Source organism: Acidisoma sp. L85 (assembly GCF_009765865.1).
Taxonomy (GTDB): Bacteria; Pseudomonadota; Alphaproteobacteria; order Acetobacterales; family Acetobacteraceae; genus Acidisoma.
Map to the genome: position 1 here is coordinate 396,022 of NZ_LMUQ01000061.1, position 25,629 is coordinate 421,650.

Consider the following 25,629-nt stretch of genomic DNA (forward strand, 5'->3'; position numbering starts at 1 on the left):
CTGCCAGGGCGTCGCGCCCAGACTATGCGCATTCGCGACCGCCAGCTCATCCACGATCTCGCGACCGTCCCGCAGGCGGATAACCACGCGACCACCGAAAGCCTTCACGGCCGGGTCCTCGGAATGGTAGCGCCGCGTCCAGTCCGGATCCTCGATCGTGCTAATCTTGTGCCATAGACGCACGGTATCCGGTCGCTGCGCCCGCTCCGGTGCATAGGAGTTGACGTGATGCCAAGCGCCATCCTGCAAAGCCACAGCCACGATATACATGATCGAATGATCGAGTGTTTCGCGTGAGGCGGTGGGATCAAACTTCTGCGGATCGTTCGAGCCTGTGCCGATGACGTAATGCGTGTGATGGCTGGTGTGGATGACGATGCTCTCCACGTGCTCCCAATCCGTCACCTGGCGCCCCATGCGGAAAGCCAGGTCGATCAGCGCCTGGCTCTGATACTCCGCCGAGTGTTCCTTCGTGTAGGTATCGAGGATCGCGCGCTTTGCCTCGCCCGGCGCCGGCAGCGGCACGGCATATTGCGCCTTCGGACCGTCGAGCATCCAGGCGATCACGCTGTCCTCGCCTTCATAGATCGGGCTCGGCGCGCCCTCGCCGCGCATGGCGCGGTCCACCGCCTCGATCGCCAGCTTCCCGGCATGTGATGGCGCATAGGCCTTCCACGAACTGATTTCACCCTTGCGGCTTTGCCGCGTCGCGGTCGTCACGTGCAGCGCCTGCTGAACCGACTGGTAGATTTCCTCCGCGGGCAAATTGAGCAATGTGCCGATGCCAGCCGCGGCCGACGGTCCCAGATGCGCGACATGGTCGATCTTGTGCTTATGCAGGCAAATGGCCCGCACCAAATCCACCTGAATTTCGTAGCCGGTGGCGAGGCCGCGGATCAGCGAGCGTCCGTCTTTGCCGCATTGCTGCGCCACCGCCAGGATCGGCGGGATATTGTCGCCGGGGTGGCTGTATTCCGCCGCCAGAAAAGTGTCGTGATAGTCCAGCTCACGCACGGCCGTGCCATTGGCCCAGGCGGCCCATTCCGCATGCACCCGCAGCCTCGTATCGCAGCCAAACACCGTCGCCCCCCCTTGGCGCAGATGCGCGAGCGCCTGGGCACGCGCGGTCACCACCGGGTGGCGATTGATCGCGGCGATCGCCACAGCGGCATTGTCGATGATCCGGTTCACGATCATCTCGGCGACGACGGGCTCCACCTCCACCGGATCGGCGGCGACGGCGGCGATCTTCCAGGCGAGCTGATCTTCTCGTGCCAGGCGGTCTTTTTCCGGATGAACCCGAACCTCGTGAGTGATCATGCTGCGATCCCGCTTTCCATCTGTGGCGTCCGTGTTTCAGCATCGAGGCTGCCGAGAATGCCGCGCAGCGCCGCGGCGACGTGCCGGCGCATCAATCGCTCGGCGAAATCGCCGTCCCTCTCGGCCAACGCCTCGACCAATTGCTGGTGTTCCTGTAGCGCGCGGCGGGCACGCCCCGCGACCCGGCTGTGACGGCGCCGGACCATGCGGATAAGGTTGTAGTATTCGTCGCAGAGAATCTGCACCAGGGTCGCATTGCCGCTGCGCTGGATGATGAAGAAGTGGAAATCCTCATCCGCCGTGCCCTGCCGATAGACGTCATCCTCAGTCGCATTCAGGGCGGCTTCGTGCTGCCGCAGCAGATCCCGCAGGTGAGCGATGTCATCCGGCTGCATCCGCAAGGCCGCCTGCCGTGCCGCCATGCCCTCCAGCACCTCACGAATTTCATAGAGCTCGGTGATGCGAACCGGCGTTAATTCTGTGACGCGCGCGCTGAGCCTCGGCGTGCGAATGAGCAGCTTGCGCTCCTCAAGCCGGCGGATGGCTTCCCGTAAAGGCGCGCGGCTAACACCGAAACGTGAGGAAAGCGCGGATTCCTTGATCTTCGCGCCGGGCGCGAGTTCCCCACTGATGATTGCTTCACTGAGCAAATCGAAGACGCGGTGGGCCGCCGTGGCCCCATCCGCCTCGGCAGCCGGATCAGCTGGCGCAGTTGACACGGCTCGCTCCCCCGAAGCGCTTATCGCGCGGCCATGGCGTCAGGTCAATATTGTCGACCAGCGTTCCACACGCCTCACCGTCGCGATCACGACAGGTGGTAATCGCGCTGCTTTTGTCGACAAATTAATGACACGCGACGGCTTCGGATTGCCTTCCGAAGCTTTCGGGGTCACTTACCCCTGAACAGCGAGCCCAGATGGATCAGAATGGATTGGAACCTAACCGCGAGATGACTTTCCTCAAGGAGCCTGAACCACCTCGCGGCCTCGCGCTCGATGTCTTGCCCGGCGTCAAACGTGTGGTGGCGGGTAATGCGGCAAGCATGACCTATCACGGCACCAACACCTATCTGATCGACGACCCCGATGGTGGCCTGATCGTACTCGATCCCGGGCCCGACCTGCCCGGACATGTCGCCGCCATCGTCAAAGCCGGAGGCGGCCGGATACGCCGCATCCTTCTCAGCCACACCCATAGCGACCATGTCGGCGCCACGGCTGAGCTAAAAGCCGCAACGGGCGCGCCAACCTATGGCTGGAAGCGCAGTGCGACACCGAGCTTCGAACCGGATTTCGCGCTTGACGATGGCGACACGATTTCCGGGCTTACCGCGACCTTCACGCCGGGCCATGCAGCGGATCACCTCTGTTTCGCATGGCGCGACGGCATATTGTTCAGTGGCGATCACGTCATGGGTTGGTCCAGCAGCGTGGTCAGCCCACCGCTTGGTGATATGAAAGCTTATCTGGCGAGCCTCGAACTACTTCTGGACCGCCCCGACACGCTCTATCTTTGCGGCCATGGTCCCGCCTTGCCGAACCCCCAAGCCTATGTCCGTCTTCTCATCGCGCATCGCAGACGGCGGGAAGAGGCGATCAGCCGCGCCATCGCCGCGCGGCCCCAGACGACAGCCGAATTGGTATCGCGTCTCTACGCCAAAACCGATCCCATGCTCCGGCGCGCAGCCGAGCGAAACGTTCTCGCGCATCTCATCAAGCTCGATGCCGAGGGGAGGGTGACCCGCCAGGGAAACACCTGGCGTATAAACGCGCAGCGTGCAGAAAAGCAAAACGTTGAAGTTTGAAGTTTCTCGTTGACCTGCCACAGTTCGATTGCCCAGGAGTTCAGCATGGCCCGTCGCATTATCGACATTTCGATTCCACTCGCGAACGACATCCCGGCCGATCCGCCGATGATGATCCCGTCAATCACCTATACCGCGCACAAGGAATCGCTGCCGCAGATACTGGGCTTCTTCCCGGGCCTGCGCGGGGAAGATCTGCCGGATGGCGAGGGCTGGGCCATGGAGCAGGTGACGATTTCAACGCATAACGGCACGCATCTGGATGCGCCGTGGCACTACCACTCGACCATGAACCATGGCGAGAGGGCGATCACGATCGACGAAGTGCCGCTGGACTGGTGCTTCCAGCCCGGCGTGAAGCTCGATTTTCGCCACTTCCCTTCCGGATATGTCGCGACCGCCGCCGATGTCGAGGCAGAACTCGCGCGTATCGGCCACACCCTGAGTCCGCTCGAAATTGTTGTGGTCAACACCGCGGCAGGCCTGCGTTTCGGCGAGCCGGACTATCTCGCGAGCGGTTGTGGCGTGGGGTATGAGGCGACGATGTACCTCCTCGATCGCGGGATCCGGCTCACCGGCACGGACGGTTGGAGCTGGGACGCGCCCTTCGTACACACCGCCCGGAAATATGCCGAGACGAAAGACGCTTCACTGATCTGGGAGGGTCACAAAGCCGGACGGCACACCGGCTATTGCCACATCGAGAAGCTACACAATCTGGAGCAGCTGCCATCAACCGGTTTCCTGGTGAGTTGTTTCCCGGTGAAAATCGAACGAGCTTCCGCTGGCTGGACGAGAGCCGTCGCGATCATCGAAGAACCGTAGGTATTTGAGCGCCCGCCGCGTAAAGCGGGCAAGCTGAGACTGAAACCTCAACTCACGCTGACCCCTCGTCCAGCCACAGCGAAGGCTTCAGCGCGGCGTTGGCGAAAAACTGAGCGACCTCACCGTCGCTCATTTCTTCCAAATGGGCGGGAACCCAGTGCGGCTTGCGATCCTTATCGACAATCGCAGCCCGCACGCCCTCGACGAAATCGTGGCCACTTGTCCGGACCAACGCCATCCCGAACTCACGGTCCAGACAGGCTCTCAAACCACCAAGCGCGGGCGCCGTTCGTAAGGCCTGCAACGTGATCTTGAGACTGCTCGGGGAACGCAGCGCGACAGTCGCGGCTGCCTTTCGTGCGGGCGGCTCCTCCCGTGTCGCAAGCGCCGCGACAATCGCCTCAACACTGGCTCCCGCGTAGCAGGCTTCAATCCAGCCTCGACCTTCCTCGAGAACGCCGGGCGGCGGCGCCTCGGAATGAGCCTGAATGCAGTCTTCTAGACCCACCGCACCGCAGTTCAGCAGTGCCTCCAACAAAGCGGGCAGCCGGACGGATGGCACGTAAACATCCGCAAGCCCGCACAACAAGGCGTCGGCCGCCCCGATCGCATCGCCTGTGAGTGCGATATGCATGCAGATTTCGCGCGGCGCGCGGCTCAGCAACCAGGTCGCGCCGATATCCGGGAAGAAGCCAATCCCCGTCTCCGGCATGGCAACACGCGAGCGCTCCGTGACAATGCGGTGGCTGCCGTGAGCGGACAGACCAATTCCGCCGCCCATGACAATGCCTTCCATCAGCGCCACATAAGGCTTCGGGTATTCCGCGATGCGCGCGTTGAGCTGGTACTCGTTGCGAAAGAAGCTCGCATTCGCGCCAAAATCCGCAGCGAGTGTTGCCTCATACACCTCGCGAATATCGCCACCCGCACATAAGCCACGCTCGCCCGCGCCATCGATCAGCACGAACTCCACGCCGGAATCCGTTTCCCATGCGTCGAGCGCCACACGAATATGCTCGACCATCTCCAAGGTCAGCGCATTCAAGCGGGCCGGCCGGTTGAGTGTGATCCGGCCGACACGTCCCTCGACACGGATCAGGACATCGGACACGAAGCTCAGAATCCGACCTTATCTCCGCCCTTGAGCGCCAACATGGCCCGCGCCTCGTCCGGGCTTGCAAGTTCCAATCCCAGACCTTCGAGAATCTGCCGCACATTGCGCACCTGCTGCGCATTGCTTTCAGCGAATTTCCCTGGCCCGATCCAAAGACTGTCCTCCAGGCCCACCCGCACATGGGACCCCATGGCCGCCGCCATTGCCGCGATCGGCATTTGGTTGCGTCCCGCGCCGAGCACCGACCACTGATACCCATCGCCAAACAGCCGATCGGCCGTGCGCCGCATATGCATCACATCCTCAGGATGCGGCCCAATGCCGCCGAGAATGCCGAATACTGTCTGCACGAATAGCGGCGGTGTCACCAGCTTGCGGTCAAGAAAATGCGCGAGGTTGTATAAGTGGCTGACGTCATAGCACTCGAACTCAAACCGCGTCCCGTTCCCGCTCATCGCGTTCAGCGCGTATTCGATGTCCTTGAAGGTATTGCGGAAAATCAGGTCCCGGCTGCCCTCCAGGAATTCCCGTTCCCAGGGATGCTTGAACTCCTTGAACCGATCGAGCATCGGAAACAATCCGAAATTCATCGAACCCATATTCAGCGACGCCACTTCCGGCTTGTAGGTCGTCGAGGGCCGGATGCGCTCGTCGATCTTCATGAAAGGGCTGCCGCCGCTGGTCAGGTTCAGCACGGCATTGGTCGACTGCTTGATGCGCGAGAGAAATGGCGCGAATGCCTCCGGCCGCTGATCCGGCCTGCCCGTCTCGGGGTCTCGCGCGTGCAAATGCAGCACGGCGGCGCCAGCCTCCGCCGCGCCGATGGCCGCTTCGGCAATCTCGTCAGCCGTCACCGGCAGATGCGGCGACATCGATGGCGTGTGGATCGCACCGGTAACCGCACAGGTGACGATGACTTTTCTGGCCTTGGCCATGGTGCTTGCTCCTTAAACGATCTTCTTCGCCGCGTCGCGTTTATGCGCCAGCAACGCCATCAACCGACGATCCCGCCAACCAGCATGCTCCGCCAGCCGTTCCTTCGGCAGGGCTGCCCGTCGTTCCGCATCCACACGCTCGCTCGCCTCCGCCCAGCTCGCAATATGCTGCTGGCCCTTCCACAGGTTTTCATAGAGGCCCTCGTAGCGCGCGATATAGTCGGCCGCACCACCGGGCGCGTTCAGGTCGATGGTCTCGAAAGGTCCCATGAAAGCCCAGCGCAGCCCCAGACCATCGCGAATGCCGATATCGACATCCTCGACCCCGGCATAGCCTTCGGCAACGAGCCGAAAAGCCTCCTGTAGTAAAGCACCTTGCAGGCGGTTCATCACGAAGCCGTCAATCTCCCGCTTCATCATGATGGGCGCGTGCCCGGCAGCCCGCATGAAATTGCCAGACCGCTCCACCACCTCCGGCGCCGTCCATGGCGCGGGAACCACCTCGACAGCCGGGATAAGGTAGGGCGGATTGATCGGATGGATCACCAGACAGCGATGCCGCCCCGGCAAACTCTCCGTAAAAGCCGACGGCAAAAGCGCCGAGGTCGAACTGGCGAGGATCGTGTCTGGTCCCGCCGCGGCATCAAGCTCGCGAAACACAGCGATCTTGGTCTCGATCCGCTCGGGAGTATTCTCCTGCGCATGCACCGCGCCCTCAAGGGCCGCGGCGAGATTGCGCGCAGGTCTGATGCGGTTGCGCACCTGCTCGGGCGTATGGCCGCTGAGCAAGTCGTTGCGCGCGAGATCCTCCAACACCGAATCGACGTAGGCAACGGCTGCCTGCGCCGCGCCATCTTGAGCATCATGCAATGCCACCTCGTAGCCGGCACGTGCGAAGCTGATGGACCAGGCGCGCCCGATGAGCCCGCTACCAATCACCGCGACCTTTTCGACCATCTCACCGTTTCCTTATCGTCTCAACACGGTCGCCGCCGTCAACGTGTCTGCCGTTCGCGCAAAGCAAGAACCGCGCCCAAAACAACCAAGCCGAAGATGATGTCCCGGACGGCATGCGGCAAGTTCGTGCCGTCGAGCAGAGTCTGCAGAGCCGTCAGAAGTAGCGCGCCTCCCAACATGCCGAGATAGTGGCCACGACCGCCGGTGATAAGCGTCCCGCCCACTACCACCACGGCAATCGAGGGCAAAAGGTAATCATCTCCCATGCCGAGACTGGCTTGGCCGCTAAAGCCGGTCAGCAGTACACCGACGAGCGCCGAACAAACACCGCTCAGCACATAGACCAGAACCAACGTGCGCGGCACATTGACGCCCGACAGCCGCGCGACAGTCACGCTATTTCCAATCGCATAGACGCGCCGCCCGAAGACCGTGCCACCCAGCAGAAAGACCGCCCCGACGATGAACAACACGACGAAGACCACGACGGGCGCAATGCCAGTGATCTTGCCGGTCAGGAACCAATGCAGTCCGGATGAGGAAAACCCATCCGGCGTGCCATTGCTGTAGACCAGCGCCGCACCCTGCAGAATGCCGTTCATTGCAAGCGTAATTACGATTGGTGGGAGCCCCAGCACCACGATTCCGAGACCATTGACCGTGCCAATCAGCGCACCCAGCACCAGAACCGCCGGCACAACCCAGAGCGATGCCTCGTTCGAGCCGCGGATCATTCCGGCCGCCAGGATGCCGCAAAAGCCGATCACCCAGGGAACCGAAAGATCCAACCCGCCAGTCAGGATCACCGTGCCCTGCCCGAGCGCCAGAATGATGAGAAAAGAACTTAGCACGATAAGCGAATTGTAATACGACCAGTGCTCGACTGTGTCCGGCCGCACGATCGCCGTCGCGACCAGTACTCCGGCGACACAGACATAGGCCGGAAGCGCAAAGCGCAGGCGCTCCCGGTTGCGTTGCATCCAACTGACGTTTGGTGCTCGCAACGCCGCTGCCGAGCGTGAAAGCTCAACATGAACGGGCGCCCCGCCCCACTGGATCTGCGACGGCAGCAAGCCCGCTCGCCACCCCCGAAACCAGCGGCGCATGGAGCCGACGCCTTGCGCAAGTGGCGCGTCCTTGTGCAGGGCCGAGACCAGCACGGCAAGGATCAGTACAACGCCTTCGGCAACCGAGCTGTAATAGGCGGATACATTCAGGGCCAATAGGATATTGACCATCAGCATCAGGGTATAGGCGCCAAAAATCGCCCCAATCAGGCCACCCCGTCCGCCACCGAGAACCGTGCCACCGAGCACCACGGCGGCAAAAGTCTCGAGCACCAGAGGGTCCCCGATCAGGGGATCGCCAGCTCCGGTCTGAGCACTGATGAAGATACCCGCCCCACCATAGAACATCCCGGCCACGACATAAGTGAGGAATTTCGTCCGACGCACAGGGATGCCGGTAGAACGCGCGGACTCCTCCTCGCTGCCTATAGCGTAAATGCTGATACCGAAGCGCGTGCCCTTGATCGCCAGCCAGACCACAACCGCAAAGGCGATCACCAGCAGCGCAGCGGGTAAGAAATTAGGGATCGCGGCGCCGGTGAAGAAGTTCTTGAAGCCATCGGGAATCGATCCGCCCGGTGAATCCAGCACCAGGACGGTGACGCCCCGCACGAGGAACATCGAGGACAACGTGACAACGATCGGTTGCAATCCCAGAAAAGCCACGAAAAAGCCGTTGAAAGCGCCGACGGCCCCACCCACGGCGAGGCCAAGAACGCCGACCCCAACTTCCGAGCCGATCCCCGTGCCCATATGCGTCGCCAGCACAACATTGACGAGCGACACGACCGAGCCGACCGAAAGATCAAAGCCGCCTACAAGAATGACGAGCGCCTGCCCCATCGCTGCGAGCGCTAGCGTGGCACCGCCGCTCGCCATGAAACTCGCTTCGAAATAGCCGAAGGAACCGCCGCTGAAAATCGTCGAGACAAGGAAGAGCGCGGTGAATACCGCGACGATGATCAGCACGCCGCGATTTCGGCGCAGGAAGAGGACAGCGCTGGAACTTCGCGGCGCGACACCCGATGGCGGAGCGGATCGCACCACGGCGGAGGTCATGACGCCAATTCCATCACGGCGCGGTTCGGCTCGATTTCACCCAGCGCCGGCCGCATGATGGCCTCTTCGTCAATTTCATCTCCGACCAGCTCGCACACAACCTGGCCGCCATACATAACGAGCACGCGGTCACACAGATTTACTAACTCAGGGACCTCGCTGGAACAGAACAACACCGCACCTCCAGCCTTGGCGAAATCGCGAATCAGAACATAGATTTCGTGTTTGGTGCCGACATCGACGCCGCGCGTCGGATCGTACATCAGCATGACCCGGCTTTCCGCAAGCAACCACTTGGCGATCGCGATCTTTTGCTGATTACCTCCGCTGAACGCCGAGACACGCGTATAAAGCGCTCTTTCCTGCACCTGAACGACATCCAGCACACGCGCGACCGCGCTGGCCTCCGCTTTCTTGTCGATGAGGCCAAAACGACTCCGCCGCTCCAGTGTCGGAAGTGAAACGTTGCTCTGCCCGTCTAGCTTGAGAAGAAGCGCCTCGGTCTTGCGGTCTTCGGGAACCATGCTGATCCCGATCTGCGCGCACACCGCGTCGCCCGGGGAGGACAGCATCACTGGCTTTCCGGCTACCTCGATAACGCCGCCGGTTGGCTGCGCCGCGCCGAAACACGCCTGGAAAAGCTCCAATTGCCCCATTCCTTGCAGACCGGCAATTCCAAGCACCTCACCGGGCGCAAGCGAGAATGACACGTCACGCACCTTGCCCTCTACGCTCAGGCTCTTGGCCGCGAGCGCTGGCGTCGCGCCCAAGACGGCGGTAGAAATGCGCGGCGGAAAAGTTGCCGCAAGCGAGCGGCCGATAATCATCTGGATGAGTTCATCTTCCTTGACCTCATCGACGCGCCCGGCTCCGACATCTTTGCCGTTCCGCAGAACCGTGAGATGCTCGCAGAACAGCCGCACCTCCGGCATGCGATGCGAGATGAAGATGATCGTGATGCTTTGCGCCTTCAGCCGTGCGATTAGATCGCCTAACCAATCGATATCACGTCCTGACAAAGTGGACGTCGGCTCATCCAACAGCAGAATCCTCGGCCGCCGAAAGACGGCCCGCGCAATCTCCACCTTCTGCCGCGAGGAAAGGCTCAGCTCCGACATCTCCCTGCGCGGATCGATATCCTCGAGGCCCAAACTGGCCAGATGCTCGTTAACTAACCGAAGACCTTCCCGCTTGCGCACCTGACCGAGGGTCGAAACGGGTTCGTATAGCAGCAGCATATTCTCCGCGATTGTGAGGTCGCGGATTTGGGTCATTTCCTGGAACGCGGTCTGGATGCCGAGCGCGTGGGACTGGCGCGGCGAACGAAGCGCGCAACTCTCGCCGAATACCTTGAGAACGCCGGCATCCGGCTGGACCAGCCCACTCAGCATCTTGACCGTGGTCGATTTTCCCGCGCCGTTCTCGCCGAGCAGCGCATGCACTGTTCCCGCGCGCACCGAGAAAGACATGCCGTCGAGAGCGACCGTCGCGCCATAGACCTTCCGGATGTTCTCGGCGGAAATGGCGATATCGACCGTCATGCCCGTAGCCCTCTCAAGCAATTCGGCGAGGCCGACGTCTCACTCCTCCGGTTTGCCGGTGAGCGCGCCTTGCACGCCTACCTCAGGAACGTCGGGAGAATAGACAGAAGCGAACCAGCCGGGATTGGGGATCAGCGACGGCTTGAAGACGTTGCAACCCGCCCTCATTTCCGCCCAGCTTCCGGTCTCACAGAGTTTGATGTTGTCGTTAGTGACCAAATTCTGTTCGATCACCGTCAGCTTCGGAATATCTTTTCCCTCAAGCTTCTCGACGACGCGCTTGAGCGCGAGCGCACCGGAGAAGTTTTGTGAACCAGAAGACATGCGGTGTGCCCCCATCGGGCGGTAACTGCCATTTGCCCCATCGACCTGAGTGCCGGCGGGCAGCATCTGCAAACGGCCACCATTGGAGGCTTCGCCGCCGCAAGGCCTAAGCTTGTCGTCGGCGATACCGGCTTCCTTCTGCATGGCATTCGCCGTGTAGCATCCAGCTTGCATCAGCACGCCGTCGATGCTGGTCCAGGGATGCGTGGCGATGATTTTCGAAAGCTCCGTGCGAGCCACCGCCTGGCTCCACATGCCATTCGCCTGAGCGACGATGTGAATATCCGGGTAGTTCTTCAGCACCTCCAACTCGCCCTGCTTGCGCAAGAGGTCCACGGAGGTTCCGGGCACACCATTGATCAGAACGATATTGCCCTTGCCATTCAGCTGTTTGACGAGCCAGTTGGCCTGGTTCTTCCCCCATAGAAGCTGGTCGATGTGAAAGTTATAGGCGCATGGCTCCGAGATCACGGAATCATAGGCAGCGACAATGACGCCGCGCTGACAGGCGTTCTTGACAACCGCGTTCAGCGCCGTGGGGGAGATCGGGTAGACCAGAATGGCATTGGCGCCAGCCTGCACCATGCTGTTGATCTGCTGGATCTGGCGCTGGGCATTTGGCCCGGCAACCTGAATGCGGAGGTCAACCTTGTCACGCAAAGATTTCGACGCCGCCATCGCCCGGATTTCGTTCTCGGCCTCCGCCTGCCAGTCGTTGCCGATGTAGCTCATGCTCAAAAAGATTTTGAGCTTCTTGTCGGCTGCGTGGCTCGGCGCGGCTAACCCGGCGGTGATTGCCGCACTCATTGCGAGAGGCAAAAGGCCCCGAGCGATCATCTTGTGAAGACGCATCGTCTTTTTCTCCCCTGTCCCGGCGCCCGGGCTCTTGCAATTTTTCACAGTCGTCCGAGCAACGTCCGAAATTGCTATTCTCGCTAAAACACCATACATGATGGTTGTCGTCAACGTGGATCGATCTGTGATCACACGCAGCGGCAGAGACGCTTCGGCGACAGGGAGCAGAAAAGCGTGACGACCAGCATTACCGCTGTCGATGTCACCACGGTGCAGGAGCGTGTTTACCGCGAGTTGCGTGGCGCACTGCAGCAAGGGCGGCTGGTCTCAGGGCAATCGATGACCGTTCGCGCCCTCGCGCGCGCTGTCGGCACCAGCGAAATGCCTGTCCGCGAAGCGCTTCGCCGGCTCATCGCCGAAGGTGCGCTGATCCAGGCACCGAACCGCTCGTTTCAGGTCATTCCGATGACTCCCGACCGGCTGGTGGAACTCACCCGCGTACGTGTGGCGCTTGAGGGCATGGCGGCCCGCCTCGCGACAACGAATGTGGATCAAGAACTTATCGAAACCCTCACGCGACTGAATGCCGAGATGCGCGAGGCGATCGAGCCCACCCGCGCCGACGATGTTTTGCGCGCGAACCAGGAGTTTCATTTCACGATCTACCGCGCGGCGAAGTCGCCGCAGCTTCTCGAATTGATTGACATGCTTTGGCTCCGCAGTGGCCCTTATCTCGCCGATATGTTGCGGGGGCGCATGGACGCGCGGGAGATCTTTCGTCGGGGAACGGTTGTGCATGGCCGGCTAATCCGGGCGATGGCGCGACAGGACGCGGATGGCGTCGCCCGCGCGCTCACGCTGGACATGGAGCGCACGGCAGAATTCTCGATGAAGCACCTCACCGCAACGGCGACGCGGCCACGAAGAGCCGCGATTGCCGCTTAGGCATTGCTTCTCAGTTTTCCGGCGGCGAGCGATAGGTTTCGAAGTTGCCGCAGACCCCGACCGACTGGCCGGAAACATGCGGCGCCCGATCGGAGGCGAGGAAGATTGCCATATCCGCGATCTCGACCATCTCGACCATGCTGTGCATCGAAACATTGTGCAGCACCATCGGGAGATATCGCTCGTAGCTCACACCACGAGCCTTGGCTTGTTCCTCGAACACTCGCCTTGAGCGTGGCCCGTTGACGACGCCCGGCAGAATCGCGTTGACGCGAATATTGAACGCCCCGAGTTCGATCGCGAGCACATCTGTGAACCCGCGGACGGCGTATTTGCTGGTCGAATAGGCCGATCGCAGTGGCATGCCCATTCGCCCGGCGGTCGAGGACAGATTGAGGATAACGCCGCTATTCTGTTTCTTCATTAATGGAATCGCGCGCCGGGCCATGTAGAATCCGCCGGTGACATTGACGTCGATCGTCTGCGCCCATTCCGTGTCCGTGACATCCTCCACCATCTTCGTCGGACCTGAGACACCCGCATTATTGACCAGAATGTCGATGCCGCCGAGTTCGGTCTCGATGCGGTCGAACATCGCGCCTACCTGTTCGGACTTGGAGACATCGGCGCGCATCGCGGTCAGCGAGGGGTGGTGACCGTCCAGCTTCGCGAGCGCGGCCTCATCTACGTCACAGACGAAAACGCGCGCGCCCTCGTCGAGAAACCGCTCGGCGATTACGCGGCCGATACCCGCGGCGCCCGCACTGATAACGACACGTTTGCCCGTCAACCCGAGATCCATGAGATCCTCCCCTGACTTATCCGCCTTGCTGCACCGCAGCGCGGATGACGCCCGATTTCAGCCGGGACTTCGTGAATGCCATGCCACGCGGTGGCGATGAGCGTCAATGCTGCGCAATGGGAGATAGGCGATGTGTGATCACAGGGCTTGGAAATGCCCGGCTCCGCCGGTATCCTCGCTCCCAAGAAAACGTATGCAAGCGGCCTAAATCCGTGCGACGAGAAATAGGGAGCAGCGTCATGGTCGATATCCGCCTCTTGGTGGACTCACGCAACCATCTCGGCGAGGGTCCCTTATGGGACGTTGAGGAGCAGCGTCTATACTGGATCGATAGTTCAGCGGCTGAAATCTGGAGCTGCAAATCGGATGGCAGTGATGTGAAGCTTTTCTACGTTCCCTCCCATATCGGCTCTATGGCATTGCGTGAAAAGGGCGGCGCCGTGCTCGCTCTCGCTAATGGCTTCAGCCTGTACGATTTTGAAACGCAACGACTCACTCATATTGGCGACCCGGAAGCCGATGAGCCCGAGAACCGGCTGAATGACGGCAAGGTCGATCGTCGTGGGCGTTTTCTCGCGGGCTACATGTCCTATGACCACGATCGGCAAGATGCGAACCGAGGTCAGCGGCCCGTCAGAAACTCCGCGTTGTATCGTTTGGATCCCGACCTCTCCATCCACCGGCTCGATGGCGGCATTAAATGCTCGAACGGTCCCTGCTGGAGCCCTGACAACCGTACCTTCTATTTCTGCGATTCCTACGACAACGTCATGTACGCTTATGACTATGACATCGAGAGCGGCGAAGTAAGCAACCGGCGAGTCTTCGCCGATACCTTGAACTATCCTGGCACCTTCGACGGCTCGACAGTGGACTCGGAGGGCTATATCTGGAATGCGCATGTCTTCGGCGGCCGCATCATTCGCTATGCGCCTGATGGAAGCATCGATCGCATGGTTCCCTTCCCGCTCCGCAACCTGACGAGCGTCATGTTCGGCGGCCCCAATCTCGACATTCTCTACGTCACCAGCATGGGCCGACCCATTAAGGGCATTCCACAGCGAGAGCCGCATGCCGGCGGTGTCTATGCCGTGCACGGCCTCGGTGTGAAGGGCTTGCCCGAACCCCGTTTCGCCGGCTGATTGCAGGAAGCAGGAGAACACGATGAAGGTCACGAAACTCGCGGACGGTCTCGGCTGGCCCGAAGGTCCGTCGGAGCTCTCAGATGGTCGAATCATTTTCGTCGAGACCTATCGCAGCCAGGTCTCGGTTTGGGAAGAAGGCCGCGGCGTCTCGCGTTTCGCCTATGTGGGTGGCGGCCCCAACGCTGTACTCGCGGCGAGCGACGGCTGTTGCTACGTCACCCAGAATGGTGGCGTCATTGGGCCGTGGCGAGCCGTCGATCGGCGGCCGCCTTGCATCCAGCGCGTGACGCCAGAGGGCAAGGTCGAGATTCTCGCGACCCAGATCGATGGTCATGAGCTACGCGCACCAAATGATTTGGCTTTTGGACCGGACGGCACATTGTATTTCACCGATCCCGGTGGCCCGTTCGACCCAGTAAACCGGCCGGATCGCTCGCGCCTTTTCGCGATGAAGCCGGATGGAACGGGCCGACTTCTGGAGGAGTTGGAACCCGTCTATTCCAACGGCATCGTGGTCGAAGCCGACGGCAGCATCGTTTGGGTGGAGAGCTATACCGGCGCGGTGAAACGGCGTGGTACGGATGGCCGCATCACGCAACTCTGCATCCTGCCGGAGAAGGGCAAGCCTGATGGGCTGAAGGTTGCGGCCAACGGCGACCTCTACGTCACGGCACTTATCGCTGAGGGCATTGATGTCGTGGCGCCAGATGGCAGCTATCGCTATCTCCTCCCCGTCGGGCGCGTTCCAACCAACTGCCTCTTCGTCGGCCGCAAACTATACGTGACCGATGGCGGCCATCTAGGTCTGTCGCCGGATCCCGAAATGGCGGGCGCGCTGTGGCAGGTGGACCTCGGCGATGTCGAGGGCATGCCGCTTTTCCCAGGCGGGATCGCGCGGCACGTCATCGCTGGCTGAACACGAAACACGCGCCGCCACAAGGAAGACCGAATGTCTTACACAATAGAACGCGTTCTCGACTGTGAAAATCATCTTGGCGAGGGTCCGATCTGGGATGTCGAGGAGGGCAAGCTCTATTGGGTGGACGGCACAGGGCGGCGCGTGGGGAAGCCCGCGATCTGGCGTTACGATCCGCGCGACGGCAAGATTGAGAACTGGCGCCTGGATCGGGACGTCGGCGCGATGGTGCTTGGCCGCGATCGAAACGCGGTTCTCGCCCTTGATGACGGTTTCTATTTCTTCGACTTCACCACCGGGAAAACCGAGCTGATCGGGCTCGTGGATGAGGAACAGCCACGCACGCGCCTGAACGACGGAAAATGCGACCGGCGCGGCCGGTTCTTCGCCGGCGGGATGGACGACAAGGAGGAGCTGAAGATCTGCGGTCTTTGGCGCCTCGACCCCGATCTCTCCATCACGAAAGTAGATGGCGGCATCATCTGCTCGAACGGTCCTTGCTGGAGTCCGGACGACAAAACCTTCTACTTCGCGGATACCTTCCAAGAAGAAATCTGGGCCTACGATTACGACCTCGCAACAGGCGTGCCCTCGTCCCGGCGGCTTTTCGCCAGTACGAAGGATGATGCGGGCGTCGCTGATGGCTCGACGGTGGATGCCGAAGGCTATCTCTGGAATGCGCAGTTGATTTCCGGAGATCTCGTTCGCTATGCGCCCGACGGAACGGTGGACCGCCGCATTTCGATGCCGGTCAAGAATATAACCAGCGTCAACTTCGGCGGTCCCAACCTCGATGAGATCTACGTCACCTCCATGGCGCGCGTTAAACACCCGGCGGTGCACGATCACTTCGCGGTCGAGGCGAAGCCGCAATTCGGGGCCGGAAGCCTGTTCCGCATACGCGGGCTTGGGATTCGAGGCGTGCCGGAGCCCCGCTTCGCGATCTAATCCGTCGGGCGCGCTAGCCCTTCTTGCGAAGCGCCCGCACGAAACGTGACCCCGTCTCGGCAAATCCGGTGGCGAGGCAGAATGCCGATAACGTCGGCTCCTCGCCAGCCACCGCGAGTTCCAGCACATCGCATCCCGCGACCCTTGCCGCTTGAGATGCGGCTTTCAGCAATAGCCGGCCGATTCCACGGCGTCGCTCATCCGGGCCGACCAACAACGTGGTGATCTGCGCTGTTGGCTGCTCCGCGCCCAGCGTCCGGTATCAATGCACCACCACCAACCCGCTCGGCGGTCCCCATTCCAGCGCGACCAAGGCTGCCCCGGGCCATTGATGAAGCGCATCCAGCCGATCCGCCAATACACGCGTTTCGACAGGATGACCGGCCACACTCAGAAGCTCCGCAAGCCCCGGCGCCTCGGCGCCTGTGGCGGCGCGGATTTCCAATCCGTATCGAGTGGTCACCTCAGCCCTCCGCCATCGCCCGCGGCCAGCCTAGCCGCGGGCGATGAGCGGCGCCAAGCTCGGCGAATGCTCAGCCCCGCCAAGCCGAACCGCGAATCACACTGCAGAAGTTGCCCCGCGTGAAACTGGGGTCCTTATCCGCGAGAACATCCGCCTTCACATTGCCGAAGGTGGTGTCCGGCTTGTGCTTGATACCATCATAGAAGGTCTGGATGATTTCCTCCTTGAACTTCGTCTCGCGCGGATGGGCATGCACCACCGCCTCACGTTCTTCCGCCCTGTATTCGGGATAAGTCAGCCCAAGCACATCCATTTCGACGCCGGCGGTGACCAGCGCAACAACTGGATGCATATGCTGCGGAATGCCGGGCGTGGTGTGCAAGGCAATCGCCGTCCAAACCGTGTCGAGATCCTGCTGCGCGATACCATGCCCGCGCAGGAAATCCCGCGCAGCATTGGCACCGTCGACCTCGAAACGCTCATGCGCGCTACTGTGCTGATGCGTCAGCCCCATGTCGTGGAACATCGCACCCGCATAGAGCAGTTCGGGGTCGAAACGCAGCCCGCGATGCTTTCCGGCAAGCGCGCCAAAGTAATAGACCCGGCTCGAATGATGAAACAGCAGCGGCGTCTCCGTATCCTTCACTAGCTCAGTGATCTCGCGTGCCAGTTTGCTATCGGGGATGGTCACCCCTTCGATCGACAGGCTCATTGGATCTCTCCTTGAAAGCTGCCGCTACAATTACGCCGCTACTGACACGTCCGCAATTGACGTAAACAGTCATTCTCTGCCAGATAGCGGCGAAACCGGCCATGGCGATCGATATGACGAAGACGGTCATCCTTCTTGCAGTCCCGGGGGTGCAACTCCTCGACGTCTCCGGCCCGCTTGACGTCTTTGCCGAGGCGAATGTCCAGGCCGGACGCGCGGCCTATCGGACGTTCGTCGTCGCGACCGAGCCCGGGCCGATCCGCAGCGCCTCGGGGGTGCGCCTGCTGCCCGACCATGTCGTGGGCGAGGCGGCCAGCCGAAGCGCTGACACCCTACTCGTCGCGGGGTCTCCTCACATGCACGAAGTTGCACCCGATCCAGCCGTGCTCGCCTGGCTGCGTGAGGCCACCGCCGAGGCCCGCCGCTATGGCTCCGTTTGTAGCGGCGCTTTCCTCCTCGCGGCGGCAGGACTGCTCGAGGGCCGGCGCATCACCACCCATTGGGCAGTCGCCGAGCAGCTCGCGCTGGCCTATCCCGGCGTTATTGTCGATACCGATGCCATCCACCTGCGCGACGGCCGCCTCCGCACCGCCGCTGGTGTCACCGCCGGGCTCGATCTCGCGCTGTCGCTCGTGGAGGAGGATCTCGGCCGCGCCATCGCCATGAAAGTCGCGGCGCAGCTCGTTATGTTCTTCAAGCGCCCCGGCGGCCAGTTGCAATTCAGCCGGCGTGGCGAGGCCGCGCCTGCCGGCCGCTCGGTCTTGCAGGAGGTGCAACGCTGGGTCGCGGCCAATCCCGCCGCCGATCACACGGTCGCGCATCTCGCTGCCCGAACCGGCCTTAGTCCGCGCCATTTCGCGCGTCTCTTCCGCCAGGAAGTCGGCATGACGCCCGCCGCCTGGACCGAAGCCGCCCGCGTCGCCGCCGCGCGACGGCGCCTGGAAGACGGGCACGAACCGCCGAAGCAGGTCGCGGCCCTCTGCGGCTTCGCCGATGCCGACACGCTCCGCCGCGCCTTTGTCCGGCAGGTGGGAGTGACGCCTGCCGAATATCGGAAGCGCCATGGCGGGACGATAGCAGCCACAAGCGCTGCGCCCGGCTTTGGCAACCCCACCGAGAGGGTCTAATCTGCGCCCCAAGCCGGAGGAACCACCATGGACGACGTCCGCCCCACCAAGCCCGTATTCGACTGGGCCGATCCCTTTCTTCTCGATGACCAGCTGACGGAAGAAGAGCGCATGGTCCGTGACACCGCGCGGGACTTCGCGCAGGAACGGCTTCAGCCCGGTATCCTCCAGGCCTATCGCGACGAGGCTTTCGACCGCAATCTAATGGCGGAAATGGGTGCGCTCGGCCTGCTCGGCCCCACCATCCCGGTCGAATATGGCGGCGCCGGCCTCGGCTATGTCTCCTACGGCCTGGTGGCGCGCGAAGTTGAGCGCGTCGACAGCGGTTATCGCTCGGCGATGAGCGTGCAGTCCTCGCTCGTCATGTATCCGATCCACGCTTATGGCTCCCCGGCCCAGCGCGAGCGCTACCTGCCCCGGCTGGCCACCGGCGAATTGGTCGGCTGCTTTGGCCTGACCGAGCCGGATGCGGGGTCCGACCCCTCCGGCATGCGCACCCGCGCCGAGAAGGTCGCGGATGGCTATCGGCTGACCGGATCGAAGACCTGGATCAGCAACAGCCCCTTCGCCGATATCATGATCGTCTGGGCGAAATCGGCGGCGCATGACGGCGCCATCCGCGGCTTCATTCTCGAACGCGGCATGGCTGGCCTCACCACCCCCAAGATCGAGAACAAGCTCAGCCTGCGCGCCTCGGTCACTGGTGAGATCGTGATGGACGGCGTCGTGGTGCCCGAGGAAAACCTGCTGCCCGGCGTCTCGGGCATCAAAGGCCCCTTCGGCTGCCTCAACCGCGCGCGTTACGGCATTTCCTGGGGCGTGATGGGCGCCGCCGAATTCTGCTTTGCCGCGGCCCGGCAGTATACGCTCGACCGCAAGCAATTCGGCCGCCCGCTGGCGGCAACTCAGCTCGTGCAGAAAAAGCTCGCGGATATGGAAACCGAGATCGCGCTGGGTCTGCAAGCAGCGCTCCGCCTCGGCCGCTTGTTCGAGGAAGGCAAGCTGGCGCCCGAGGTCATCTCGCTCGTCAAGCGCAACAACTGCGGCAAGGCGCTGGATATCGCGCGGGTGGCGCGGGACATGCACGGCGGCAACGGCATTTCCGCCGAGTTCCACGTCATGCGGCACGCCATCAATCTCGAAACCACCAATACCTATGAGGGCACGCATGACATTCACGCCCTGATACTTGGCCGCGCCATTACAGGGATTGCAGCGTTCTGATGCGCGCCCTTGCATCACTGACCGCTCGCGACTGGAATCAGCGGCCCCGACAAACGCGATGACCGCTAAACCTCTCGCCGGGGTTCGCGTTCTCGAACTCGCCCGCATTCTCGCTGGACCTTGGGCGGGACAATTGCTCGCCGACCTCGGCGCCGAGGTCCTCAAGGTTGAGCGGCCGGGTGTCGGCGATGATACGCGCCACTGGGGCCCACCCTTCGTCACGGCCGGGGATGGCAGCGCCCTTGGCGCCGCCTATTTCCATGGTACCAATCGCGGCAAGCAAGGCATCGCGATTGATTACGAGACCGAAGAGGGACGGGCCGAGGTGCGCCGTCTCGTCGCGGAGTCCGATGTGCTGATCGAGAACTTCAAGGTCGGCGGCCTCGCGAAATACGGCCTCGACTATGCGTCGCTCAGCGCCGTGTATCCGCGCCTGATCTATTGCTCCATCACCGGCTTCGGCCAAACCGGTCCCTACGCGCCGCGCGCCGGCTACGACTTCATGATCCAGGGCCTCGGCGGAATCATGGATCTAACTGGTGAGCCTGACGGCGAGCCGCAGAAGATGGGCGTCGCCTTCGCGGATATCTTCACCGGCGTCTACAGCGTCGTCGGCATTCTTGCGGCCCTGCGCCAGCGGGATGTCACCGGGCGCGGCGCGCATCTCGACATGGCCTTGATGGATTGCATGGTCGGCGTGCTCGCCAACCAGGGCATGAATTATCTCGTGAGCGGCACGGCACCGAAGCGCATGGGCAACGCCCATCCCAATATCGCACCGTATCAGACGCTGCCGGTCTCGGATGGACATATCATCGTCGCTGTCGGCAATGACAGCCAGTTCCAGGCCTTCTGCCGCGTACTGAACGCGCCGGAGATTGGCGCAGATCCCTATTACGCCACCAATCCCCTGCGCGTCGGCCACCGCTCCGCGCTGACGGCCGCGCTGACAGCGCATACGCTACGGTTCGACCGAGACACCTTGCTCACGGCGTTGAGCGCGGTCGGTGTACCGGGCGGTCCCATCAACACGGTCGCGGATGTCTTCGCCGATCCCCAAGTCATCGCGCGCGGCATGCTGTTGTCGCTGACCGACGGCATTCCCGGCATCGCGAGCCCCATCGTGATGGATGGCGAGCGGTTGGTGTCGGATAGAGCGAGCCCCAGACTCGCATGATACAAATATCGATGCTCATGGCGCGCTAAGCACTCGCGAGCCTCAATGGCTTCTCAGCCCTGGGAAAGCATCAAGATGAAAGCCGCCACATTGTCGGGATTGTGCACCTCGTACCCCGGTGGCACGGGGTTGGTAAGATACCGCAGACCACCGCCAGCATGGAAGTATGGCCAGTCTATATATCCATACTCCCCAAACCCTGCGTATTGGTGACATGCCTCATGCACGATGGTGCGCATCGCATCATGGGGGAAGTCCCTGAGATATTCGCGCGAGAGACACATAGCACTGGTATGTTCTAGTCGTCCGGTCATCGGATTGACGATTGAGCTGTTTCCGTAGTGCTGGGGCGCATAGCCTGCCAACCCCGCAATGTCGTGCGACCTCACAAGGTTAATGCGATGCGGGCCTGTGAGGCCAGCAGCGATTGATCCGACGACTCCTGAGATGTGCGCGTATTCCGAAGGCGTCATGCCCATCGGGTGGGTGCCGAAGCACTGATTCGCGATGGCGTTTAGTCGGGGATGGGGATATCTTTGAAGTCTTTGCGAGGCGATCCCGCACCGTGTCCAGGCTTCGGCATCAAGATGCGCAAGGTTCATCACTTCAGCCTGAGAAACTGGCTCACCGCTCAAATCTTCACCGATCGACAGGTGTCCGTAGTTCAGGACGCGCCAAGGCTTCTGCGCAAGATGGTGGGTCACCGCTGGATTGCCGTCGGGAGGAGGAGTGTGCGTTAACGGCTTCGCACGTGGCGGCTTAGGCGACGCAGAGCGAATAGAGGGCGAATGCCGAGCGATAGCCTCGGCGAATGACTTGCCGCCACCCTGCGCTTGATCATTCTGAGAATGAGGTCGCGTTACCGCTGTTCGTTCCGTCGCACTCAAGACAGTCATAGCTTTTTCCCGGGATCTCTTTTTCTCAGTCTCAAGATAGCAATCGGCATCCCGAAGCCACAATGCACCCTACCGTTTGATACAAGACATCGCCGTTAAGTCCCGCGCCGATGCGGTCGGCAATGAGGCATGCGATGTTCCGCACGCTACGCACGCGTCCGATACCGCAACTCGATAGCCTGAAATTTCTCTTTTGCCGCTGTGAAGCTCCCTCCGGTCCGAGACCCGACGTCTCGACGCCGGCTTCAATCATTGCGGAGTCATGGACCCTCGACGCGAGGTGTGGCTTCAATAGCCCGACGTTGAGCTTCGGCCGCGTCGCGACGCACCGCCGACAGGTCCTGGCGAGTGATCGGATCGTCTTTAAGATTGCAGCGAATCGAAAGAGATCCACCCCTTGGAAACGGCCTCGGTGCAGAAGTTTCCACGGTTTTCGGCTGAGTGTGGAGCCTACTGATATTTCACCATCCACCGGCAGCAACACAGGCGCCAGCTGGTTCGGCGTCCGGAGCCGCCGCCCGACCTGCGGTGACATAGAGCTGTCGGCCGCTGTAAACCCTCTCTGCGCCGCGTTCCATTGATCACGCGGCTTTGCCACAACACGCTTGCCGAACGTGTGCGCTGCGTCTCTAGCACTCCCCGTTGTCGAAACTTGCATCGGCGGCCTCTTGTCGTGATCCAAGCGACACTAGGCAACACTTTTCGTTCCCAGCCGAGCCCATCATCCCCATACGACGATCGCTAATATAGGCTCCAATGCACTACGCAAGAAGGACCGCATAGGCCGAGCTGATATAAAGACGAAATCGCGCTTCCTTGAGGAAAGATCCTCCTCACGTAGCTTGAGTGAGGCATCTTCCGGTCAGTCGGCGCGGCGAGGTTTCGTTGATCCACAAATCAACGCGCGCCGCATGTTGCTGTCGCCGAACGGCGGCGTTCGGACATCGCCAGCCTCCTCGTGATCCCTGGCAACCGAATGATGTCGAACATAGCGAATCACGCCTTACCCTGACCGCGAGATAAGCGCTCATTGCTCGCATCCTAAGCCGGCACGCACACAATTCAAAGCTATAGGCTGCGGCCGCTCTCTATCCAATACGATGGGCGAAGGCAGCGATGCTGTCTGCATTGTTCGTAAATTTTTTTGTCTTTCCGAGATATTTCACGATGTCATGTTCAAGAAACTGCCTTAGGTCAAGATACGCCTTGTCTTCCGTTCCTATACAATGAGACGCCTCGTGAAGCAGCGCGAAGACCACCTTTTCCACCGAGCATGGCTCGCCTAAAAGCTCTCGCGCCAAGTATATTTCGCCTCGCCGCGCCATACCGAGCGCGTCGTCGATCTGGCTACTACTACAGAGCTTCACCGTGAAAGGCCCAAGCATACCCTCGGCAATGCTGTCATACTTACTAGCCAGATGCACCTTGTCCATCGCCGATGGACCCTTGGGCCCAAAACCGAAAATCTCCATGCCAGACTCAATCATTTCTTTGTTCCAAGGACCCATGATTCGCCTCGCGGTCTTCTCCGCGCGCTTCTGGGCATCGACCGTGGCTTTGTACGCGACCGCGCCTTCCTTTGGTGCAATTGGTCTCTCATCGGAATCATGGACGATCACGAGGGGGCCATTCGGAAGCTCGCCTCCATAGAGAGCTCGCCACCGATTGTGGATGTATTTATGCGCCGACGCAGCAGATGCCGGTGGTTGCAGCGGCGCCCCGATCCGTTGTCGGCTCGGTCCGCTACCCCTTGGTTCAACTCGCGGCGATACGGGGTCGCGAACGGTCGCGGACTTCCTCTCCGCCGCGTTCCATTCTCCCTCATGGTCTGCCGCACAAAGCCTGCCGGATGGGGACGCGACGCTGTCCCCACGAGCCGCTGTCCCAATCTGCATCACCGCTCTCTTCGTCATGACCGGTGCTGCAATTATCACTTTCAGATCGTGGCCGATCCCATCAACCGCACCCGGCCGCCTCTGATTTCATCGATCCGATGAAGCAATAATGCAGACCCGCACTGGCTGGCGCGATACACATACAAATTCACTCTCCCCTGAGGAAAGGGTCCTCGTCACGTGGCCAAAACGCGCCCTGCCGCTTGGTGTAGGGAAGCGTCGCAAAATCCTGCGTCAGCGCGCCGGGCGAGGACGCATACAGCACCTCCCGCGCGATCGGCGCGAACCCCGCGTGAAAATGCTGGATCGACTTCACCACGATGATGCGGGAACCTGCAGTATCAAGACCCAAGGCGCTCATGCCCATCGGATGAAAAGTCTGAGTCCGCAGACTAATCAACACCAGATCGACACCCTGGCCACGCACCCAGGCGCAAGCACCCAGCGCTACCGGAGCATCGCCGAATAACTGCGTTCCGGAATCCGCCAAGCCCATCACAGTCACGCGCAAATCCACCGGATCGCCGGAAGCCTTCCCGCATTTACCACCGATCCGCAGATCGAGCGTCGCGCCCACCCCGGCTTCCATGCAAAACCGCACCGCCATCGGGTCCCAGAAATAGCCGAGCGCCACCTCCGACAAGCCACGCTCCAGCACGCGGCGCAGGAAGAAGGTGCTGTCGCCTGCCGCACCGCCGCCTGGATTATCCGCCACATCGGCAATCACCACCGGCCGCGACGGCAAACTTGGGGGAATGTCCAACGCCAGATCAAGCGCCGCATCGATGGTGAGGAAAGCCGGCGTGGTCTCCTTGCGCAGCGCGAACAACGCCTCGCCGTACTGCCGCGCTGTTGCCACCGCCAGCTCGGCATCGCCATCCGCGATCGCGAGCATCCTCACGCCAACATCGGCCACATCCCCCCAAGGGAAGCCATGCATGAGCGAAAGCGACAGCACCCCATCGCGGCCCTCGTGCGCGATCATGCGATCGACGAAACCGCGCATCGGCTGCGCGGTCGGCCGGAAGGTGCCGATCATGCGGCAATCGAAAACCGCCATCACCGGCTTCGTGCGCCCCTCCGCCGCATCCGCGATCAGCGTGAACAGGTGCTCCGCGCGCTCGGCGATATCGGTGTGCGGATACTCCTTGTAAGCGACTAGCACGGTCGCCGCCCGCAGCATCGCTTTGGTGAGATGGCAGTGGAGATCGAGCTCGGCGCCGACAGGCACGTCCTGCCCGACGATCGCTCGCACCTCCGCAAGCAGATCGCCCTCGCAATCATCATATCCGACCGCGACCATCGCGCCATGCAGCGCGAGCATCACCGCGTCAACCGGCACGGCCGCACGAAGATCCGCCAGAATCTCGTCGCGAAACGCCTCGTAAACCGCGCGCGTCGTGACGCCGCCAGGCTCGGCGTAGGCACAGAGGCTTTCGGCGACATCCCAACCAAGCGCCGCTGCCCTGTGCCGCCAGGCGTAAAGCTGCACGGAGCTATAATTCGCCGGCCGCCGCGTCGCATCGCCATGAGCAACGAAGCCCTCAGCGAAGCTGAGGGCACCGGTCGGAACCGCAACAAATGTGTTGGTTTCGGTATCCAGGCCGGCGATGAAAATCTTCATGCCGAGCCGTAGTG

At 61.7% G+C, this 25,629-nt stretch carries 24 protein-coding genes; 9 read left to right on the plus strand and 15 right to left on the minus strand.

The window, feature by feature from the left end; all coding sequences use genetic code 11:
• Positions 1-1,320, minus strand: a 1,320-nt coding sequence (locus GSQ83_RS20265; protein WP_158804674.1) for an MmgE/PrpD family protein, incomplete at its 3' end; no start/stop codon positions are given.
• Positions 1,317-2,039, minus strand: coding sequence for a GntR family transcriptional regulator (locus GSQ83_RS20270; protein WP_216850380.1), 723 nt, complete (start codon positions 2,037-2,039; stop codon positions 1,317-1,319). The genes GSQ83_RS20265 and GSQ83_RS20270, both read right to left, overlap by 4 nt.
• Positions 2,040-2,236: 197 nt before the next feature.
• On the opposite strand from GSQ83_RS20270, the gene GSQ83_RS20275 reads away from it, so the two are divergent.
• Both GSQ83_RS20275 and GSQ83_RS20280 read left to right on the plus strand, forming a co-directional pair.
• Complete coding sequence (locus GSQ83_RS20275; protein WP_254065805.1) at positions 2,237-3,124, plus strand: MBL fold metallo-hydrolase; 888 nt, start codon at positions 2,237-2,239, stop codon at positions 3,122-3,124.
• 45 nt (positions 3,125-3,169) lie between these two features.
• Positions 3,170-3,949: a cyclase family protein gene (locus GSQ83_RS20280; protein WP_158804675.1), complete on the plus strand. Its 780-nt coding sequence runs from the start codon at positions 3,170-3,172 to the stop codon at positions 3,947-3,949.
• A 52-nt stretch (positions 3,950-4,001) separates the two neighbouring features.
• Here GSQ83_RS20280 and GSQ83_RS20285 read toward each other — a convergent pair whose 3' ends face one another.
• Genes GSQ83_RS20285 through GSQ83_RS20310 form a run of 6 tightly spaced genes read right to left on the minus strand, consistent with a single transcriptional unit; the run spans position 4,002 to position 11,912 of the window.
• Entirely contained in the window at positions 4,002-5,060 is a 1,059-nt protein-coding gene (locus GSQ83_RS20285) for an enoyl-CoA hydratase/isomerase family protein (protein ID WP_174246697.1), read from the minus strand.
• Positions 5,061-5,065: 5 nt separating this feature from the next.
• On the minus strand, positions 5,066-5,998 hold the full coding sequence (locus tag GSQ83_RS20290) for a 3-keto-5-aminohexanoate cleavage protein (RefSeq protein ID WP_158804676.1): 933 nt from the start codon (positions 5,996-5,998) through the stop codon (positions 5,066-5,068).
• Positions 5,999-6,010: 12 nt separating this feature from the next.
• A complete protein-coding gene (locus GSQ83_RS20295; protein ID WP_158804677.1) occupies positions 6,011-6,955 on the minus strand; it encodes a 3-hydroxyacyl-CoA dehydrogenase in 945 nt (314 codons plus the stop codon).
• Between the two features lie 38 nt (positions 6,956-6,993).
• Complete coding sequence (locus GSQ83_RS20300) at positions 6,994-9,081, minus strand: ABC transporter permease (RefSeq protein WP_158804678.1); 2,088 nt, start codon at positions 9,079-9,081, stop codon at positions 6,994-6,996.
• Positions 9,078-10,622: a sugar ABC transporter ATP-binding protein gene (locus tag GSQ83_RS20305; RefSeq protein ID WP_158804679.1), complete on the minus strand. Its 1,545-nt coding sequence runs from the start codon at positions 10,620-10,622 to the stop codon at positions 9,078-9,080. The genes GSQ83_RS20300 and GSQ83_RS20305 overlap by 4 nt, the downstream gene beginning before the upstream one ends.
• A gap of 39 nt (positions 10,623-10,661) precedes the next feature.
• Entirely contained in the window at positions 10,662-11,912 is a 1,251-nt protein-coding gene (locus GSQ83_RS20310) for a sugar ABC transporter substrate-binding protein (RefSeq protein ID WP_216850381.1), read from the minus strand.
• Positions 11,913-11,975: 63 nt separating this feature from the next.
• Between GSQ83_RS20310 and GSQ83_RS20315 the strand changes: the two genes are divergently transcribed.
• Positions 11,976-12,686 carry a GntR family transcriptional regulator gene (locus GSQ83_RS20315; protein WP_158804680.1) on the plus strand — a complete coding sequence of 237 codons (711 nt, stop codon included), beginning with the start codon at positions 11,976-11,978 and terminating at the stop codon, positions 12,684-12,686.
• Positions 12,687-12,696: 10 nt separating this feature from the next.
• Here GSQ83_RS20315 and GSQ83_RS20320 read toward each other — a convergent pair whose 3' ends face one another.
• Complete coding sequence (locus tag GSQ83_RS20320) at positions 12,697-13,488, minus strand: SDR family oxidoreductase (RefSeq protein ID WP_158804681.1); 792 nt, start codon at positions 13,486-13,488, stop codon at positions 12,697-12,699.
• A 239-nt stretch (positions 13,489-13,727) separates the two neighbouring features.
• On the opposite strand from GSQ83_RS20320, the gene GSQ83_RS20325 reads away from it, so the two are divergent.
• Genes GSQ83_RS20325 through GSQ83_RS20335 form a run of 3 tightly spaced genes read left to right on the plus strand, consistent with a single transcriptional unit; the run spans position 13,728 to position 16,497 of the window.
• Positions 13,728-14,630, plus strand: coding sequence for an SMP-30/gluconolactonase/LRE family protein (locus tag GSQ83_RS20325; RefSeq protein WP_158804682.1), 903 nt, complete (start codon positions 13,728-13,730; stop codon positions 14,628-14,630).
• Positions 14,631-14,652: 22 nt separating this feature from the next.
• Positions 14,653-15,549, plus strand: coding sequence for an SMP-30/gluconolactonase/LRE family protein (locus tag GSQ83_RS20330; RefSeq protein ID WP_158804683.1), 897 nt, complete (start codon positions 14,653-14,655; stop codon positions 15,547-15,549).
• Positions 15,550-15,582: 33 nt separating this feature from the next.
• Complete coding sequence (locus tag GSQ83_RS20335; protein WP_158804684.1) at positions 15,583-16,497, plus strand: SMP-30/gluconolactonase/LRE family protein; 915 nt, start codon at positions 15,583-15,585, stop codon at positions 16,495-16,497.
• 13 nt (positions 16,498-16,510) lie between these two features.
• On the opposite strand, the gene GSQ83_RS30040 is transcribed toward GSQ83_RS20335, so the two are convergent.
• From GSQ83_RS30040 to GSQ83_RS20345, 3 genes are all read right to left on the minus strand, one after another.
• Positions 16,511-16,750, minus strand: a complete 240-nt coding sequence (locus GSQ83_RS30040; protein ID WP_256367251.1) for an N-acetyltransferase — start codon at positions 16,748-16,750, stop codon at positions 16,511-16,513.
• Positions 16,751-16,759: 9 nt separating this feature from the next.
• The gene (locus tag GSQ83_RS30045) at positions 16,760-16,960 is read right to left on the minus strand and encodes a hypothetical protein (protein ID WP_216850383.1); all 201 of its coding nucleotides are present in this window, start codon (positions 16,958-16,960) and stop codon (positions 16,760-16,762) included.
• A gap of 70 nt (positions 16,961-17,030) precedes the next feature.
• Positions 17,031-17,672 (minus strand): HD domain-containing protein, encoded by a 642-nt coding sequence (locus GSQ83_RS20345; RefSeq protein WP_158804685.1) that lies wholly within the window; start codon positions 17,670-17,672, stop codon positions 17,031-17,033.
• Between the two features lie 113 nt (positions 17,673-17,785).
• On the opposite strand from GSQ83_RS20345, the gene GSQ83_RS20350 reads away from it, so the two are divergent.
• The 3 genes from GSQ83_RS20350 to GSQ83_RS20360 are packed head-to-tail and all read left to right on the plus strand — an operon-like array spanning position 17,786 to position 21,200.
• Positions 17,786-18,799, plus strand: a complete 1,014-nt coding sequence (locus GSQ83_RS20350) for a GlxA family transcriptional regulator (RefSeq protein ID WP_158804686.1) — start codon at positions 17,786-17,788, stop codon at positions 18,797-18,799.
• Positions 18,800-18,826: 27 nt separating this feature from the next.
• Positions 18,827-20,023 (plus strand): acyl-CoA dehydrogenase, encoded by a 1,197-nt coding sequence (locus GSQ83_RS20355; RefSeq protein WP_158804687.1) that lies wholly within the window; start codon positions 18,827-18,829, stop codon positions 20,021-20,023.
• Between the two features lie 58 nt (positions 20,024-20,081).
• Positions 20,082-21,200: a CaiB/BaiF CoA-transferase family protein gene (locus GSQ83_RS20360; RefSeq protein WP_158804688.1), complete on the plus strand. Its 1,119-nt coding sequence runs from the start codon at positions 20,082-20,084 to the stop codon at positions 21,198-21,200.
• 53 nt (positions 21,201-21,253) lie between these two features.
• Here GSQ83_RS20360 and GSQ83_RS20365 read toward each other — a convergent pair whose 3' ends face one another.
• The 3 genes from GSQ83_RS20365 to GSQ83_RS20375 all read right to left on the minus strand — a co-directional run bounded on the left by GSQ83_RS20365 (position 21,254) and on the right by GSQ83_RS20375 (position 25,615).
• On the minus strand, positions 21,254-21,904 hold the full coding sequence (locus GSQ83_RS20365; protein ID WP_158804689.1) for a hypothetical protein: 651 nt from the start codon (positions 21,902-21,904) through the stop codon (positions 21,254-21,256).
• A 1,280-nt stretch (positions 21,905-23,184) separates the two neighbouring features.
• Complete coding sequence (locus GSQ83_RS20370) at positions 23,185-23,715, minus strand: hypothetical protein (protein WP_158804690.1); 531 nt, start codon at positions 23,713-23,715, stop codon at positions 23,185-23,187.
• Between the two features lie 424 nt (positions 23,716-24,139).
• Positions 24,140-25,615: a M81 family metallopeptidase gene (locus GSQ83_RS20375; protein ID WP_158804691.1), complete on the minus strand. Its 1,476-nt coding sequence runs from the start codon at positions 25,613-25,615 to the stop codon at positions 24,140-24,142.
• Positions 25,616-25,629: the final 14 nt, after the last annotated feature.

Bases quoted from the DNA above. Each gene is read 5' to 3' on its own strand.
- GSQ83_RS20275 (WP_254065805.1), top strand. From the start codon at position 2,237: ATGGATCAGAATGGATTGGAACCTAACCGCGAGATGACTTTCCTCAAG.
- GSQ83_RS20280 (WP_158804675.1), top strand. From the start codon at position 3,170: ATGGCCCGTCGCATTATCGACATTTCGATTCCACTCGCGAACGACATC.
- GSQ83_RS20290 (WP_158804676.1), bottom strand. From the start codon at position 5,998: ATGGCCAAGGCCAGAAAAGTCATCGTCACCTGTGCGGTTACCGGTGCG.
- GSQ83_RS20295 (WP_158804677.1), bottom strand. From the start codon at position 6,955: ATGGTCGAAAAGGTCGCGGTGATTGGTAGCGGGCTCATCGGGCGCGCC.
- GSQ83_RS20300 (WP_158804678.1), bottom strand. From the start codon at position 9,081: ATGACCTCCGCCGTGGTGCGATCCGCTCCGCCATCGGGTGTCGCGCCG.
- GSQ83_RS20305 (WP_158804679.1), bottom strand. From the start codon at position 10,622: ATGACGGTCGATATCGCCATTTCCGCCGAGAACATCCGGAAGGTCTAT.
- GSQ83_RS20320 (WP_158804681.1), bottom strand. From the start codon at position 13,488: ATGGATCTCGGGTTGACGGGCAAACGTGTCGTTATCAGTGCGGGCGCC.
- GSQ83_RS20325 (WP_158804682.1), top strand. From the start codon at position 13,728: ATGGTCGATATCCGCCTCTTGGTGGACTCACGCAACCATCTCGGCGAG.
- GSQ83_RS20330 (WP_158804683.1), top strand. From the start codon at position 14,653: ATGAAGGTCACGAAACTCGCGGACGGTCTCGGCTGGCCCGAAGGTCCG.
- GSQ83_RS20335 (WP_158804684.1), top strand. From the start codon at position 15,583: ATGTCTTACACAATAGAACGCGTTCTCGACTGTGAAAATCATCTTGGC.
- GSQ83_RS20345 (WP_158804685.1), bottom strand. From the start codon at position 17,672: ATGAGCCTGTCGATCGAAGGGGTGACCATCCCCGATAGCAAACTGGCA.
- GSQ83_RS20350 (WP_158804686.1), top strand. From the start codon at position 17,786: ATGACGAAGACGGTCATCCTTCTTGCAGTCCCGGGGGTGCAACTCCTC.
- GSQ83_RS20355 (WP_158804687.1), top strand. From the start codon at position 18,827: ATGGACGACGTCCGCCCCACCAAGCCCGTATTCGACTGGGCCGATCCC.
- GSQ83_RS20360 (WP_158804688.1), top strand. From the start codon at position 20,082: ATGACCGCTAAACCTCTCGCCGGGGTTCGCGTTCTCGAACTCGCCCGC.
- GSQ83_RS20375 (WP_158804691.1), bottom strand. From the start codon at position 25,615: ATGAAGATTTTCATCGCCGGCCTGGATACCGAAACCAACACATTTGTT.